This window comes from Massilia phyllosphaerae (assembly GCF_034659755.1).
GTDB classification, from domain to species: Bacteria; Pseudomonadota; Gammaproteobacteria; order Burkholderiales; family Burkholderiaceae_D; genus Telluria; species Telluria phyllosphaerae.
Map to the genome: position 1 here is coordinate 351560 of NZ_JAXSQX010000003.1, position 15690 is coordinate 367249.

A 15690-nucleotide genomic window follows, 5' to 3' on the forward strand; every position below is an offset into this window, starting at 1 on the left:
CCAGTTCAAAGCGCTGGCGGGTTGACCGGCATGGTTTACGGGAGCGTCCTCCCTGAAAAACTGGTTCTGAAGACAACAAAACCAGCTCTTCAGGCTGGCGCCTGTGGAGAAAGCCCTGCATATCCACAGGACTGGATGTGCAGAAGACGCCTTTTCTGGTTAACACCGCTTTTTGTCCACGAACGGTTCAACTTAGATACAATCCTTTTCCAGCGTATACGTCGTCACGTAAACCATTGATGCTGTAGACAAATCCGGCTTTATCCACAGAAGGAGCCGCGTTTACTATCTACTACCAGTTTTATATATATCTTTGGTCTATTAAAACAAAAACCGGCAAGCAGGGAATGCAGGACGCAGGACGCCAAACGGCATAAACGACGACTACCTGCGTAAACATGCGTATACGCCGGACGCATAGGTCAGCGATAAAGCACCTATACATCCGGCGTATGAGCACGACAACAAGCATGTATGCGTCCGGCGTATACACCGTTAACATCACCTTCAATCCCTTCCAGGACGATCAACTATGCGGTTAGGCATCATCAGCGCCTTGCACGAAGAACAGCAGGGCCTCGTAGAAGCCATGCAGAGCCCCTACAAGCTCATCCATGGCATGCGTGAGGTCTGGGTCGGACAACTGTGGGAAATCGACGCTGTGTGCGTTCTATCGCGAATTGGCAAGGTTGCAGCTGCCATGACTGCGACACTGCTTGTGGAAAAATTCGGGGTTACCCACATCCTGTTCACGGGCGTGGCCGGCAGTGCCGACAAATCGGTGCATGTCGGCGACATCGTGGTCGCGGAATCGCTGGTCCAGCACGACATGGATGCGAGTCCCTTGTTTCCACGTCATGAGGTGCCGTTAACCGGCATCAGCCACTTCGCGTCCGACCAGACCATGGCGCTGCAATTGCTTCAAGCTGCCGGCGATTTCCTCGACACCGAACTGGCGACCACCATCGATGTCCAAGAAAGGGCCGTATTCGCGCTCCAGTCGCCGCGCATCCATCGTGGCCTCATCGGTAGCGGCGACCAGTTCGTGGGCAGCAGAGAGCGCATACAGGCCCTTGGCGAGGCTCTGCCGGGTTTGCTGGCCGTCGAGATGGAAGGCGCTGCCGTGGCCCAGGTGTGTTTCGAGCTCGGCATACCGTTCGGCGTGATCCGCACGATTTCCGACAATGCCAATGAAAACGCGGCCACCGATTTCATGCGTTTCGTGAAATCGGTGGCCGCGCGTTATGCATTTTGTATCGTGCGCCAGTTTTGTCGCCAACTGGGAGCCGGCGTTCAGGCCAGCAAGGTATCCGCCGGCATGTAGTCGTAGCCGAGGTCCCAGGCCACGGCCTGGTGCGTGATCCTGCCTTGGCAGACGTTCAGGCCATTCTTGAGGTGGGGATCGTCGCGCAGCGCCTCCTGCCAGCCCTTGTTGGCCAGCGCGATCGCGTGCGCGATGGTGGCGTTGTTCAGCGCAAAGGTCGAGGTTCGCGCCACTGCGCCCGGCATGTTCGCCACGCAGTAATGGACGACGCCATCGACCATGAAGGTCGGGTCGGCATGGGTGGTCGGGTGCGAGGTCTCGAAGCAGCCGCCCTGGTCGATCGCGACGTCGACCATGACCGCCCCTTTTTTCATGCGTGCCACCATCGCCCGCGTGACCAGCTTCGGTGCCGCCGCGCCCGGGACCAGCACGCCGCCGACGACCAGGTCGGCCGACAGCACCGCTTCCTCGATCGCGTGCGCATTCGAATACAGGGTGGAAATGCGGTTGCCGAACACCAGGTCGAGCTGGCGCAGGCGGTCGACGTTCTTATCGAGCACGGTGACGCGGGCACCGCTGCCGATCGCCATCTGTAGCGCATTGGTGCCGACCACGCCGGCGCCGATGACGACCACGTGGCCGGCCGCCACGCCGGGCACGCCGCCCAGCAGCAGCCCCATGCCGCCCTTCGATTTTTCCAGGTGGCTGGCGCCGGCCTGGATCGCCATCCGCCCCGCCACTTCGCTCATCGGCGCCAGCAGCGGCAAGCCGCCGCCGGGGCCGGTGATGGTTTCGTAGGCGATGCAGACCGCGCCGGCATCGATCAGCGCCGCGGTCTGCTCCGGATCCGGCGCCAGGTGCAGATAGGTGTACAGGATCTGGCCCGGGCGCAGCATGGCGCATTCGCCCGGCTGCGGTTCCTTGACCTTCACGATCATGTCGGCCTGCGCGAAGATGTCGCGCGCATCGCCGGCGATGCTGGCGCCGGCCGCCTGGTATTGCGCGTCGGACAAGCCGATCTCGGCACCGGCGCCGGTCTGCACCATCACCTGGTGGCCGCGCGCCACCAGCTCATGCACGCTGGGCGGCGTCAGGCCGACCCGGTACTCGTGGTTTTTGATTTCTTTGGGAACGCCTACTAGCATGTCTTCCTCCAAGTTATGCATTGCATACGGCGGGGACCTCGCAAACCTGCTGCCGCTCGCGACGGCTTTCGAGGCCCCCGCGGGGACTACAGAATTCGGGGCTCCCGGATGATCACACTCCCAGCGTCATCAGGCTTGCGTTACCCCCAGCCGCGGTCGTGTTGACGCACAGTGCGCGTTCCGCCACCAGGCGCCACAGGGCGACCGGCGCGCTCTCGCGGGTGTCGACGATGCCGACGATGGCGCCCGGACGGCCTGCCAGCCGGTCGTGCAGCGTGCTCGACGCGCCGGCCTCGACCAGCGCCATCGCGATATCGCTGCCTTCCAGCCTGGCGGCGCCGATCACGCGCAGCTGCGCCTGGACGCCGGCCGGCAGGTTGGCCGGCAGCAGCGCGCGGCCCTCTTCCAGCACCAGCGCACGGTTGCCGGTAGCGAACACCGCCGCCAGCTGGTTCAGCAGGCCGGCGGTCGACGCGGCGGCGCACAGGACGGTACCGCGCGGGACAAAGGCGAGCAGGTTGCGCTCGCCGGTCGGGCCCGGCAATTCCAGCTCGATGCCGTTCAGCGTGGTCTGCATGTAGCCGTCGGCCAGCGTGGCGAGCGCGGCATGGCCGTTGGCGCGCGCCCAGGCCAACAGCGCGTCCAGCGCGGCATTGCTGCGACGCTCGTGGGTGAGGAGCGGCGCCGCATCCTGTTGCAGGCGCTTCAGGTAGAGCGGACCGCCGGCCTTGGGACCGGTACCGGATTTGCCTTCTCCGCCGAAGGGTTGCACGCCGACCACGGCACCGACGATGTTGCGGTTGACGTAGATGTTGCCGACGTGGGCGCGCGTGGCGATGAAGTCGATGGTCTCGTCGATACGCGAATGCACGCCCAGCGTCAGGCCATAGCCGGTGGCGTTGATGGTGTCGACCACTTGCGCCAGGTCGGCGCGGCGGTAGCGCACGATATGCAGCACCGGACCGAACACTTCGCGCTGCAGCTCGGCCAGCGACCCGATTTCCAGCACCGTCGGCGGCACGAAGGTGCCCTGCTGCGCCAGGCCATCCGGCAGCGACAGCGAGAAATGCTGTTTCGCGTTCGCCTTCATGCGCTCGATATGGCCCAGCAGGTTGCCCTGTGCTTCGGCATCGATCACCGGACCGATGTCGGTGGCCAGGCGGTCCGGTACGCCAACGCGCAATTCCTGCATCGCGCCCTTCAGCATGTGGATCGTCTTATCGGCGATATCGTCCTGCAGGAACAGCACGCGCAGCGCCGAGCAGCGCTGGCCGGCACTGTCGAAGGCCGAGCTCAATACGTCCTGCACCACCTGTTCCGGCAGCGCCGAGGAATCGACGATCAGGGCGTTCTGGCCGCCGGTTTCCGCAATCAGCGGAATGTCGCAGCCCTCGCGCACGGCGCGCTGGGCCAGCGTGCGGTTGATCAATTGGGCGACTTCGGTCGACCCGGTAAAAATCACGCCTTTTACGCGCGCATCGCCGGTCAAGGCGGCACCGACGGTTTCGCCGCGGCCCGGCAGCAGCTGCAGCGCGCCGGCCGGCACGCCGGCCTCGTGGAACAGCTGCACCGCGCGGAAGGCGATCAGCGGCGTCTGCTCGGCCGGTTTTGCCAGCACGGTATTGCCGGCGGCCAGTGCGGCCGCGACCTGGCCGGTAAAAATCGCCAGCGGGAAGTTCCATGGGCTGATGCATGTCACGGGTCCCAGCGCCCGGATGGTGCTGGCGCTGCGGATCTCGGTTGCGTAATAACGCAGGAAGTCGACGGCTTCGCGGATTTCGGCGATCGCATTCGGCAGCGATTTACCGGCTTCGCGCACCGCCAGCGCCATCAGTTCGGCCTGGTGCTGTTCGAACAGATCGCCCACGCGCAGCAGGATGTCGGCACGCGCGGCGTTGCCGAGACCCTCCCACGCCGGCGCGGCGGCCACGGCGGCGCCCAGGGCGGTATCGACGTCGCCGACTGTGGCTTCGGTAATGTGGCCGACGATATCAGCCGACTGCGCCGGATTCACGATATTCACGCTGCCCGCCGCTTCGCGCTGGCCATCGATCAATGGCGCTGCCACGTAGGGACGCGCAGTGCCCAGTTCGCCTGCCAGGGCCGCCAGCACGTCTTCGTTGGCGAGATCCAGGCCACCGGAATTTTTACGGCCGTCCGGGTACAGCGCCTGCGGCAGCGGGATGCGCGGATGCGGCAGGCAGTTGGCGGCACGGGCGGCGTCGAACGGGTCGGTCAGCAGCGTCTCGATCGGCACGCTTTCGTCGACGATCTGGTTCACGAACGACGAATTGGCGCCGTTTTCCAGCAGCCGGCGCACCAGGTAGGCCAGCAGGGTTTCGTGCGAACCGACCGGCGCATAGATGCGGCAAGCCTTGTTCAGGTTGTCGGCACCGACGACCTGGTCGTACAGCGTCTCTCCCATGCCGTGCAGGCACTGGAATTCGTAATTTTGTACATTGTCCGCCTTGGCCCAGGTGTAGATCACGGACAAGGTGTGGGCGTTGTGGGTGGCGAACTGGGCGTAGATGACGTCGGTCGCGGCCAACAGCTTACGCGCGCAGGTGAGGTAGGAAACGTCGGTGTAGACCTTTCTCGTGTACACCGGGTAGCCCGGCAGGCCATCGACCTGGGCGCGCTTGATCTCGGCATCCCAGTACGCACCCTTGACCAGGCGCACCATGAATTTGCGGCCGCTGCGGCGCGCCAGGTCGACCACGAAATCGATCACGAACGGGCAGCGTTTTTGATAGCCCTGCACCACCAGGCCGATGCCCTCGAAACCGGCCAGGTCGGGGTCGAAGGCCAGTGCTTCCAGCATGTCGAGCGAAATCTCGAGGCGGTCGGCTTCTTCGGCGTCGATGTTGATGCCGATGTTGTATTCCTTGGCAAGCAGCACCAGCTGGCGCACGCGCGGCAGCAGTTCCGCCATCACGCGCGCATACTGGGCGCGGCTGTAGCGTGGATGCAGCGCCGACAGCTTGATGGAAATGCCCGGACCGTCCTTGATGCCGCGGCCATTCGAGGCCTTGCCGATCGCGTGGATCGCCGCTTCATACGAGGCGTAATAGTTCTGCGCATCGAGCTCGGTCAGCGCGGCTTCGCCCAGCATGTCGTAGGAGTAGCGGTAGCCGCGGGTTTCGTTGTCGCGGCTGTTCTTCAGCGCTTCCTCGATGGTCTGGCCGGTCACGAACTGGTTGCCGAGCATGCGCATCGCCAGGTCGACGCCCTTGCGGATCAGCGGTTCGCCGCCCTTCGCGATCATCCGCGTCAGCGCCGCGCCCAGGCCTTTTTCACTACTCGACCCCACCAGCTTGCCGGTGACCAATAAACCCCAGGTGGCGGCGTTCACGAACAGCGACGGCGATTCGCCCAGGTGCTTTTTCCAGTCACCCTTGCTGATCTTGTCGGCGATCAGGCGGTCGGCGGTCTCGCTGTCCGGGATGCGCAGCAGCGCTTCGGCGAGGCACATCAGGGCGACGCCTTCCTCGGACGACAGCGAGAATTCGTGCATCAGCGCATCCACGCCGGACGCGCGGGTGCGCTTGGCACGCACCGCGCTCACCAGGCGATGCGCCAGGCCATGCGCATCCGCATGGGCACGTGCACCCTGCGCCAGCAGCCATTCCACCGCGGTGGTCTCGTCGCGGCGGTAGGCGGCGGTGATCGCGGCGCGCAAGGGCGCCTGGGCGCTGCGGGTCTCGGCCTGCAGGGCGTCGAAAGGAACGAAGGTGGTGGCCGGGGCGGCGGCAATGTTCATGGAAACTCGAAAAAAAAGTGAAAAATCGGGAGCAATCGGGGGCTGGCTGCGCATGGCAAAACGCGCCGCACCGTAAATACGGCCGGCGCGAGTCGGAATGCGGAAACATGATTCGATTGTAGAGAGAATTCTTCTTGATTAATTCTGTTTTTACAGAAGACTAGCAATAGATAGTTTTTGGTGAGAGAATTTCACCAAATAATATTTATAGTGGAGAGTGAACCAAGATGCTGGACAAGATCAGCAAGAAAATCCTTGCCGAGCTACAGAGCGACGGACGCATCAGCAACGTCGAACTGGCGGCACGGGTCAACCTGTCGCCGGCAGCCTGCCTGGAACGGGTGCGCAAGTTGCACGAGTCCGGCTACATCATGGGCTATACGGCCCAGTTGAATCCGCAGCTGCTGGACGTGTCGCTGCTGGTCTTCATCGAAGTGGTGCTGGACCGCACGACGCCCGAGGTGTTCGACGCCTTCAAACAGAGCGTGCAGCTGATTCCGGAAGTGCTCGAGTGCCACATGGTGGCGGGCGGCTTTGATTACCTGGTCAAGGCGCGTGTCAAGGACATGGCGGCTTACCGCGAGTTCCTTGGTAAGACATTGCTGCAGAAGGGGGTGCGCGAGACGCACACGTATGCGGTGATGGAAGAGGTCAAGAATACGACCAAGTTGCCGATCAAATAAGCCTTATAGCCGTCATTCCCGCTTCCGCGGGAATGACGAATTACGCCACCTTCTCCATCCGCTCATTCGTCTCCGACTTTTGCGGCAGCGTCTTCTGGGCCGAGGCCGACATGCTTTCCAGGTTGTTGCGCAGCCAGCGGTGGGCCGGGCTGCGGCCATCGCGTTCGTGCCACAGCATGTCGAGGTGCACGGCCGGCAGCTGGAACGGCAGTTCGCGCCAGACCAGCGCGTCGGCGGCGCCGGTGGAGGCGATCAGGTGCTTGGGCAGCACGGTGACCAGGTCGGAATTGGCGACCACGCGGCCGGCGGTGAAGAACTGATTCACCGTTAACAGGATCCGCCGTTCGCGGCCGATCTGGGCCAGTGCCTCGTCGACCAGGCCGTGTGCACGGCCCGAGAAGCTCACCAGCAGGTGGTCGGCCTTGCAGTACTCGTCCAGGTCCAGCCTGCCCTGCGCCAGCGCGTGGTTCTTGCGCATCACGGCCACATATTCTCCCGAATACAGGCGCTCGTGGCGGATCGGCGAACCGGTTTCATACGACAGCTGGGCGGCGACGCCGGGGAAGAAGCCGACGGCCAGGTCGATGTCGCCGCGCAGCAACATCGGGCGCGGCTCGCGTGTGGTCAGCGGCACCATGCGGATGTTGACGCCCGGTGCCTCTTTTTCGATCGAGCGCACCAGCGACGGCAGCCACAGCGCGGCGGTGGCATCGGCCATGGCCAGGCGGAAGGTGGCCTGGGCCTTGGAGACGTCGAAGGTTTCCGGCATCACGGCCGCTTCCAGCGCGGCCAGCGCCTGGCGCACCGAGGGCCACAGCGCTTCGGCACGCGGCGTCGGCTTCACGCCATAGGCGGTCCGGATCAGCAATTCGTCGCCGAGACTCTCGCGCAGGCGCTTGATGGCGTTCGAGACGGCAGGTTGCGTCATGGCCAGGTGGCCGGCGGCTCGGGTCAGGTTTTGCTCGGTCATGACAGCGTCGAAGACACGGAGCAGGTTCAGGTCAAGCGTAAGAAAGCTCATGGCGATTCGGCGCTAAAGGGTAAACAAGGTGATGACAGTGTACCTGATTTCCCATTCACGAACAGCATGAGCACTATCAGGGAACGTAATTAGATTTATATGTTGCGTTGCACTATAGTGATCTGGAACTCATCGATATCCTATATATATAAGCCATGTCTTTCGCCGACACCCTGTTCCAAGCGCCCCTGACCGCCGTTCCCTTTACTCATCTGGTGACCGGCATGGTGCAGTTGACCGTACTGGGCGCCGTGCTGATGTTCTTCCGCCCGCTGTTGATCGGCATCGCCCGTGCGCTGGTGCTGGTGGTACGCCCGCGTCCGACCAAGGACCAACTGGCGGCCCGCCGCAAGCTGAACGCGGCCAAGCATGCCGACCTCGAGCTCGATACCCCAAGCGTGCGGGCCATGGGTTCGCGCTCCTGATAGAATTTACTCGCTTCCTCCAAGAAAACGGCGTCCGGTAACGGGCGCCGTTTTTTTTCGCCTGCCGGCGCCGCCGCTCCCATCTCCTCTTCAGCCTGCCACCGTTGGCCTCGTCTACCGGCCAGGGTAAGTCATTCTCGCCATCCGCCCCTGATTTCCGGTTACCCGGGTTTTGGTGGGATTTTTTCGCCCGGATGATTTAACAATTAGTCGATACGAAAGGTAGTATGCATAAATTCGATTATGTGATCAATTGAAAGATGAATGATCAATGACAGATCATCGCGCTAAAATAGTCGATATTGATGAGCTATTGCTGTTTTCCGGATATTTTAGTATGAGGCCATATGAAAATCATCAACAAGAATAATTGCTGGAATATGGATGAAATATAGGGTCATTATCGTAGAGTTTGAATGAAGTTCATATAAAGTCGTGGATTATGGATGAGATACGGTCACTTTCGATAACATCGAAGATCGAGCGCGTTGGCGCCCTCGACATGGCGGGTGCAGGGGATCCCCACCCCGAAAAAATGGCAGCCACGCAGTCAAAAAATCGGGACGAAAAAAACGCGGCTACCGGTTGCCCGGGGCCGCGTTTTTGATGGGAAAAGTAAAAGCTTAGCGGACGTCGCCCAGCAGCGCCGGCTTGAGCGAGCGGTCGACCGGCTTGTCGCCCAGCCAGATGCGCAACAGCGCGTTATAAAAATTGATGTCGGGGACGTTTTCGATCAGTTTTTTGCCGTTCAGCTCGCACACGGTGCCACTGCCCGGAATCCAGTCGATGTGCAGCACGTCGCCCTTCTTGAGGCCGTCGACGCCGGCGAACATTTCGCCGAACTTGCCGATCTGGGCCACGATCTTCTGTTTTTCGGCCTTGTCGACGTTATCGTTGAGGCCATCCATGAAGGCCTTGCCGAAATCCTCGGAAGAGACGTCGCGCGCCATCTGCAGGGTGATGCGGCGCGGGCCGTCCTGTTTCAGGATCTCGGCCAGCGCCTTCGATTTCTCCGGCAGATACAGGCCGGCGGCATAGACTTTGATGACGAACTTGGTGCGCATGCCGGCACCGTTCAATTTCAAATCCTTGCCCGCGACCTTGTTCGTGTCCTCGAATTTATAACCGCTGACATCGACGGCAGCGGCGGCAGGCAGGGCCATCGTCACGCTGAGAACGGCGCCGACGGCGAGGGTGTGCATCCAACGCATGGGGTGTCTCCTTCTAGTGTATTCAAGCAAGCAAAATGCTGCTCTAGCGCACTCTATCCACAGCGCAGCCAATCGGCAACACCCTGGTCTCACTCATCGGACTTGCGGGCGCGCTCGCCTGCTTCGCCGTAGGGGGCGTCGTTCTTGCTTTCGATCGCTTCGAGCACGGCTTTCGGATCAGCCGGCTTGGCCAGTTCCTCGGCTTCGCTGTCGACTTCCGAGCGGACATTCGGCAGGTCGCGCCGCAGCTGGTCGATCAGCTCGATGATCTTGCTGGTCTTTTCTTCGGTGAGCAGATTGACTTGCAGGTCAAGGTGGGCGTGATGATCGGCCAGGCGCGACATGCGGTTCTGGCGGATCAGCACGGTTGTCGAGATGACGAAGGCATTCAGTGTGATGATGCCTTGCAGCAGCGAAAACGGTGGCGGGTCGAAGGTCTTGAAATGCAGGTCGGTGGCAGTGATGTTAATCAGGATCCAGCACAGGATGAAGCCGATGTTGCCGGCGATGTAAACCGGGCTACCGAGAAACAGCGCGACCTTTTCCATGGCACGTTGGGTGGTCGTGACATGTTCTTCATGACGTGCATAAAAATCGGCAATGGTGCCGATGTTTTCGCTGACCGAAGACGGCAGCGCAGAGTGCTGGTCGGTTTCGTCTTTCATGGAACCAGCATAGCACGAAGCAAGAAACCCCTTTATATCCTGTATATTGCGAGCACAATCAAAATTGAATTGCGCACGCAATCAAAGTTGGCATGCTTATGCCTCTTGCATGGAGCGGACTTGGGATCGACAGCGAAAACGGCAGACAAAAAAATGCCGGCCTCGAAGGACCGGCATGTTTTGAAGCTTCAGGCTGCCTTGGCAGCGGTCAGGCGTTCGTACTTGGCCTGGAGTTGTTCGCGGCTTTCGCGCCACGCGGGATCGAAGGGGATGCAGGCGACGGGACACAGTTGCTGGCACTGGGGTTCGTCGAAGTGGCCGACGCACTCGGTGCACTTGTGCGGATCGATCTGGTAAAACTCCGCGCCCATCGAGATGGCGTCGTTCGGGCACTCGGGCTCGCACACGTCGCAATTGATACAGTCGTCGGTAATCAGCAAAGCCATGGGATAACTCGGTCGTTATGCCTTCGGAGCGGTCGATGCCGCCGCTGCGGATGCGATTGCTGCATTCGCGGCGATTTTCTTCTGCAGCCAGCGGTCGACCGAAGGGAAGACGAATTTGGAGACATCCCCGCCCAGCATGGCGATCTCGCGCACGATGGTGCCCGAGATGAACTGGTACTGGTCGGACGGGGTCAGGAACAGCGTTTCGACATCGGGCAGCAGGTAGCGGTTCATGCCCGCCATCTGGAACTCGTATTCGAAGTCGGACACGGCGCGCAGGCCGCGCACGATCACCCGGGCATCGTGCTTGCGCACGAAATCCTTGAGCAGGCCGGAAAAGCTTTCGACCTGCACGTTCGGATAGTGCCCGAGCACTTCGTTGGCGATTTCCAGGCGCTCGTCCAGCGAAAAGAAGGGTTTCTTGTTCTTGCTGTCGGCCACGCCCACCACCAGGGTGTCGAACAGGCCCGATGCGCGACGCACCAAATCCTCATGGCCGCGGGTCAGCGGATCGAAAGTACCTGGATAAACGGCTACAACCATTGCGGCTCCCTGGAAAATGCACCTGAATAGACGCGCATTATGCCTGAAATTTCGGCAGCCGCCCCGGTTCAGGGCGGATGTTGCGGTGTTTTAGTGCAACTTCAAGAGGTGGAAGTGCACCATGCCGGCTTTGTCGCCACGCACCAGTTCCCATTGTGCCAGCCATGCGGGCACGCTGTCCTCTGCAGCGGCGGTTTCCGCGAATGGCAGGCGGTCGCCCGACTCCGCATATACCAGGCCGCCAGGCTTCAGCAACGGCGCGCACAGCGGCAAGGCCTGGCTCAGGAAATCCTGCTGGTAAGGCGGGTCCAGGAAGATCAGGTCGAAACGCTGGCCGCGCTGCGCCAAGTCGCGCGCCGCGGTCAAGGCATCGGCGCGCAGCACGCGCACGGTATCGGCCTTCAGTTTGTCCTTGATCGTTTCCAGCTGGCGCACGACCGGGCCGAGGGTGTCGATCATGGTGACGGCGTTGGCGCCGCGGCTGGCGGCTTCGAAGCCGAGGGCGCCGCTGCCGGCGAACAGGTCGAGGCAGTCGAGCTTGTCCCAGTCGCCGTCGATCTGGTGCGTGATCCAGTTGAACACGGTTTCGCGGACGCGGTCCGGGGTCGGGCGCAGGCCGAAGGCGTCGAGGACGGGCAGCGGGGTGCGTTTCCAGGTGCCGCCGATGATGCGGACTTGTTGCGGCGGGCCGGGACGGCGGGGATACGAGGGGGAGGAGGACTTCTTCTTTTGCATGGGGCGACTATAGCATGCGCGTTTGACGCATCGACGGCCCCATGCAAAACGCGGCCATTACGGCCGCGTTGTCGATTGACTTGATAACTTATTTGCCCTGGGCCAGCGCGTTGAAATCGCTGATCCAGCCCTGCATGCGTTTTTGCGCATGGGCTTTTTGTTCCGGCGTGGTCAGGCGGATCGCCGTGACGATGAATTTCGCCGTGTTGTCCACATAAGCGTCGAAGAAGGCTTTGCGGTCGGGCGCATCCATGCGGTCGAACATGTCGCGCAGCAGGTTGTGAATGGCCGACATGGTCTGTTCCTTGTTCATCTTTTCCTGCTGCACGCGGCGCAGCAGCGCCACGATTTTCTTCTGGCGCAGCGTGCGTTCCTGCAGCCAGATCTCGTTATCCAGCGGACGCGCATCGGACGCCTTGTGCAGCGCCGCTTCCTGGTCGCGGCTGAAACTGCCGAACCACAGTTCGAATTGTTCCATCGATTTCTTGAAACGCGCATCCTGCTGGTCCTGCACGCTGCCGCTCATGAATTTCTTGCGGAAGTCGGCATTATTCTTGGCGAATTTCTTTTCCATCTGGGCGATCTGGTCGGGCTTGATCGACATGGCCAGATCGGCCAGTTGCGGCAAGGCTTTGAAGGCCAGCAATTCGGTACGCGCCTTGATGTCGCGGTAATCGGCCAGCAATTCGTCCTGGGTCACGTTGCCGTCGCCGAGCTGGCGCTGCATCTTGGTCATCAGCCCGGCGTAGTCGCGCAGCTGGGTGCTGCGGTGCCACTGGAACAGGCTGTCGATGTCTTTCTTGACCCAGTCGGACTGGTCACTATCGATATCGATGTAAGCATTCAACCAGTAGTACAACAAGGTGTCGCCGTGGTTGTACGTAAACCGGATCGAGCTGCAGCCGGCGGCCAACACCACGACAAACGCCAGAAACAGCAGGCGCACGCGCTGGAGCAATTGGGGGTGCGTGTTAAACTTTTTCATTTAGTAATCACTTCAACTTATTCAATTCATCCGAGATCGGCTTATGAACGTTGTCATCCTCGCCGCAGGCATGGGAAAGCGCATGCAATCCGCACTGCCGAAAGTCTTGCATCCGCTGGCTGGCAAGCCGCTGTTGCAGCATGTTATCAACACCGCACTGAGCCTCCAGCCCGGCAAATTATGCGTGATTTACGGGCACGGCGGCGCAGCGGTGCCGAGTGCGGTTGCCGGGTGGAACGGCAGCAGCAGTCTCGCCATCGATACCGCCCTGCAGCAGCCGCAGCTGGGCACCGGTCACGCCGTCATGCAGGCGCTGCCGCAGATCGATCCGAGCGCGCCGACGCTGGTGCTGTACGGCGACGTGCCGCTGACCACCGCCGCCTCGCTGCAGCGCCTGGTCGAAGCGGCGGGCAGCGATAAACTGGCGATCCTCACCGTGGTCCAGGACAATCCCTTCGGCCTGGGCCGCATCGTGCGCGAGGATGGCCGCATCGTGCGCATCGTGGAAGAAAAGGACGCCACCGAAGCCGAGCGCGCGATCAAGGAAATCAACAGCGGCATCATGGTCATTCCAACCCAGTACCTGGGCGGCTGGCTCGATTCCTTGCAGAACAACAATGCCCAGGGCGAGTATTACCTGACCGATATCGTGGCCAAGGCCGTGGCCGCCGGGGTGCCGGTGGTGTCGGCCCAACCTGCGGCCGAGTGGGAAGTGGCGGGCGTGAATTCCAAGGTGCAGCTGGCCGAACTGGAACGGCGCCACCAGCTGAACATCGCCCATGCCCTGCTGGAAGGGGGCGTGACCCTGATGGATCCGGCGCGCATCGACGTGCGCGGCACCCTGCAATGCGGACGCGACGTCACCATCGACGTCGGCTGTGTGTTCGAGGGCAATGTCACGCTCGGCGATGGGGTGACGATCGGTGCCCACAGCGTGCTGGTGAACACGACGGTCGCGGCCGGCGCCCAGGTCAAACCGTTCTGCCACTTCGAAGATGCCGTGGTCGGCGAGCAATCGGTCATCGGCCCGTACGCGCGCCTGCGCCCGGGCACGGAACTCGGCCAGGATGTCCACATCGGCAACTTCGTGGAAGTCAAGAACAGCAAGATCGCCGCCCACAGCAAGGCGAATCACCTGGCCTATGTCGGCGATGCCGACGTCGGCTCGCGCGTCAACATCGGCGCCGGTACCATCACCTGCAACTACGATGGCGCGAATAAATTCCGCACCACCATCGAAGACGATGCCTTCATCGGCAGCGACAGCCAGCTGGTGGCGCCGGTCACCGTCGGCAAGGGCGCGACCCTGGGCGCCGGCACCACGCTGACCAAGGATGCGCCGGCCGGCAAGCTGACCATTTCGCGGCCCAAGCAATTGACCGTGGAAGGCTGGCAGCGTCCGGTCAAGGTCAAGAAGTAAAGCGCGTAATCCACTTGTGCACAGCAAAACCACAGGCTGTGCACAGGGCTTGCTTACCCTCTTCCACAATCCTGTCCACATCCTTGTCCACAGGCTGTCAGCCGTCCTGCTGGGGCGGCAGCAGCGCCAGCCCGCGCGCCACCTCATGGCGTGCGGCGCGGATCGCCGGCACCAGCGCCGCCAGCAGGCAGGCCGCCGCTAGCGCCAGCAGTGCCGCCAGCGGCAGCCAGGCGCCGGATGCGCGCAGCGCCGCCTCCTGTTCCGACGGACCGACGCTGCGCCCGCTACCCCAGGCCGCGATGGCGCCGAGCGCCAGTCCCGGCAACGCGCCGCCGCAAGTTATCCACAGCGCTTCCAGCGCCAGCATCCACACCAGGGAAGGTTTCGACATGCCGAGCGCACGCAGCGTCGCGAGTTCGCGCCGGCGCGCCAGCGTCTGCAGTGCCATGTGGGCGGCGCTGGCGCAGGCGGCCAGCGACAGCGCGTGCAACCATCCGACACCGAGCTCGAGCATGCAAGCGGCGGCGCCGATCGCCAGTAGCGCGGCCCAGGCGCGCAGCCAGCCGCGGCGCACCGTGCACAGCGCCAGGCGCGCCGGCGTCATGCCCCCACCCGCGTAGCGTAGGACGATGCCGTGCGCGGATAATGGCGCGGCAAGTCGGCCTGGCGCGCGCCGATCCGGCCGTCGCTGAGCTGCAGCGTGCGCGAGGCGCGCACCAGCTGGCGCTGGTCGCGGGTGGTGATCACGAAGGCCGTGCCCTGCTCGCGCTGGCAGGCAGTCCACAGTTCCAGCACCATGCGCAGCGCGCTGCCGTCGAGGCGCGAGGTCGGTTCGTCGGCGACCACCAGACGCGGCCGCGTGACCAGGGCGCGCGCGATCGCCACCCGCTGGCACTGGCCCGGATCGAGGCGCGCGGGCCGGTGGTGCAGGTGCGACGCCAGGCCGACCCGGGCCAGCAGTTCGGTGGCCAGGGCCTGGGCATCGGTACGCTCCGCACGCGTCAGGCGGCGCCGCAACAGCAGCGGCAACAGGACGTTGTCGCATGCCGTCAGGCCCGGTATCAATGTAAAACACTGGTAGACGGGGCCGATGAGGCGTACGCGCAGGGCGGCACGTTCGGCCTCGCCCAGCCCGGCGGCCTCGACGCCGTCGAGCAGCAGGCGGCCGCTACTGGGCGGTTCGAGCAGGCCGATGACATTGGTCAAGGCGGTTTTACCGTGGCCGGAGGGGCCACATATGGCCACCATCTCGCCGGCACCGACCTGCAGGTCGATGCCGCACAGGGCATGCACGCCGGATCCGCCATGAGGGTAGTGCTTGTGGATGCCGGATAAGCTCAGCAGCGTCGATGCGCCGCCCATCGCTTCGGTGTGCACGATCGCCTCG

15 protein-coding genes are annotated in these 15690 nt (G+C 62.7%); 4 read left to right on the forward strand and 11 right to left on the reverse strand.

Annotated features, from left to right (window positions below):
* Nucleotides 1–532 precede the first annotated feature (532 nt).
* Nucleotides 533–1324, forward strand: a complete 792-nt coding sequence (locus U1H99_RS14210) for a 5'-methylthioadenosine/adenosylhomocysteine nucleosidase (RefSeq protein WP_323142379.1) — start codon at nucleotides 533–535, stop codon at nucleotides 1322–1324.
* On the opposite strand, the gene ald is transcribed toward U1H99_RS14210, so the two are convergent.
* Nucleotides 1294–2409, reverse strand: a complete 1116-nt coding sequence (gene ald / locus U1H99_RS14215; RefSeq protein ID WP_323142380.1) for an alanine dehydrogenase — start codon at nucleotides 2407–2409, stop codon at nucleotides 1294–1296. The genes U1H99_RS14210 and ald overlap by 31 nt on opposite strands.
* A gap of 112 nt (nucleotides 2410–2521) precedes the next feature.
* The gene (gene putA / locus U1H99_RS14220) at nucleotides 2522–6169 is read right to left on the reverse strand and encodes a trifunctional transcriptional regulator/proline dehydrogenase/L-glutamate gamma-semialdehyde dehydrogenase (protein ID WP_323142381.1); all 3648 of its coding nucleotides are present in this window, start codon (nucleotides 6167–6169) and stop codon (nucleotides 2522–2524) included.
* Nucleotides 6170–6396: 227 nt separating this feature from the next.
* Between putA and U1H99_RS14225 the strand changes: the two genes are divergently transcribed.
* A complete protein-coding gene (locus tag U1H99_RS14225) occupies nucleotides 6397–6852 on the forward strand; it encodes an Lrp/AsnC ligand binding domain-containing protein (protein ID WP_036171419.1) in 456 nt (151 codons plus the stop codon).
* A 40-nt stretch (nucleotides 6853–6892) separates the two neighbouring features.
* On the opposite strand, the gene U1H99_RS14230 is transcribed toward U1H99_RS14225, so the two are convergent.
* Entirely contained in the window at nucleotides 6893–7873 is a 981-nt protein-coding gene (locus U1H99_RS14230; protein WP_323142382.1) for a LysR family transcriptional regulator, read from the reverse strand.
* Between the two features lie 155 nt (nucleotides 7874–8028).
* Here U1H99_RS14230 and U1H99_RS14235 point away from each other — a divergent pair, with 155 nt between their 5' ends.
* Nucleotides 8029–8298, forward strand: coding sequence for a hypothetical protein (locus U1H99_RS14235; protein WP_323142383.1), 270 nt, complete (start codon nucleotides 8029–8031; stop codon nucleotides 8296–8298).
* 623 nt (nucleotides 8299–8921) lie between these two features.
* Here the strand turns inward: U1H99_RS14235 and U1H99_RS14240 are convergent.
* The 6 genes from U1H99_RS14240 to U1H99_RS14265 form a co-directional block, all read right to left on the reverse strand.
* On the reverse strand, nucleotides 8922–9509 hold the full coding sequence (locus tag U1H99_RS14240; protein WP_323142384.1) for a chalcone isomerase family protein: 588 nt from the start codon (nucleotides 9507–9509) through the stop codon (nucleotides 8922–8924).
* 89 nt (nucleotides 9510–9598) lie between these two features.
* Complete coding sequence (locus U1H99_RS14245) at nucleotides 9599–10174, reverse strand: DUF1003 domain-containing protein (protein WP_323142385.1); 576 nt, start codon at nucleotides 10172–10174, stop codon at nucleotides 9599–9601.
* Nucleotides 10175–10362: 188 nt separating this feature from the next.
* Nucleotides 10363–10620, reverse strand: coding sequence for a YfhL family 4Fe-4S dicluster ferredoxin (locus tag U1H99_RS14250; protein WP_141836464.1), 258 nt, complete (start codon nucleotides 10618–10620; stop codon nucleotides 10363–10365).
* Between the two features lie 15 nt (nucleotides 10621–10635).
* Complete coding sequence (coaD, locus tag U1H99_RS14255) at nucleotides 10636–11163, reverse strand: pantetheine-phosphate adenylyltransferase (RefSeq protein ID WP_323142386.1); 528 nt, start codon at nucleotides 11161–11163, stop codon at nucleotides 10636–10638.
* A 90-nt stretch (nucleotides 11164–11253) separates the two neighbouring features.
* Nucleotides 11254–11898, reverse strand: a complete 645-nt coding sequence (rsmD, locus tag U1H99_RS14260) for a 16S rRNA (guanine(966)-N(2))-methyltransferase RsmD (protein WP_323142387.1) — start codon at nucleotides 11896–11898, stop codon at nucleotides 11254–11256.
* 88 nt (nucleotides 11899–11986) lie between these two features.
* Entirely contained in the window at nucleotides 11987–12883 is an 897-nt protein-coding gene (locus U1H99_RS14265) for a DUF6279 family lipoprotein (RefSeq protein ID WP_323142388.1), read from the reverse strand.
* 43 nt (nucleotides 12884–12926) lie between these two features.
* Here U1H99_RS14265 and glmU point away from each other — a divergent pair, with 43 nt between their 5' ends.
* Nucleotides 12927–14303, forward strand: coding sequence for a bifunctional UDP-N-acetylglucosamine diphosphorylase/glucosamine-1-phosphate N-acetyltransferase GlmU (gene glmU, locus U1H99_RS14270; protein ID WP_323142389.1), 1377 nt, complete (start codon nucleotides 12927–12929; stop codon nucleotides 14301–14303).
* 97 nt (nucleotides 14304–14400) lie between these two features.
* On the opposite strand, the gene U1H99_RS14275 is transcribed toward glmU, so the two are convergent.
* Together U1H99_RS14275 and U1H99_RS14280 are read right to left on the reverse strand one after the other, a co-directional pair.
* Nucleotides 14401–14907: an FtsX-like permease family protein gene (locus tag U1H99_RS14275; RefSeq protein WP_323142390.1), complete on the reverse strand. Its 507-nt coding sequence runs from the start codon at nucleotides 14905–14907 to the stop codon at nucleotides 14401–14403.
* Entirely contained in the window at nucleotides 14904–15680 is a 777-nt protein-coding gene (locus U1H99_RS14280; RefSeq protein ID WP_323142391.1) for an ABC transporter ATP-binding protein, read from the reverse strand. Before U1H99_RS14280 ends, U1H99_RS14275 begins: the two co-directional genes overlap by 4 nt.
* Between the last annotated feature and the right edge of the window lie 10 nt (nucleotides 15681–15690).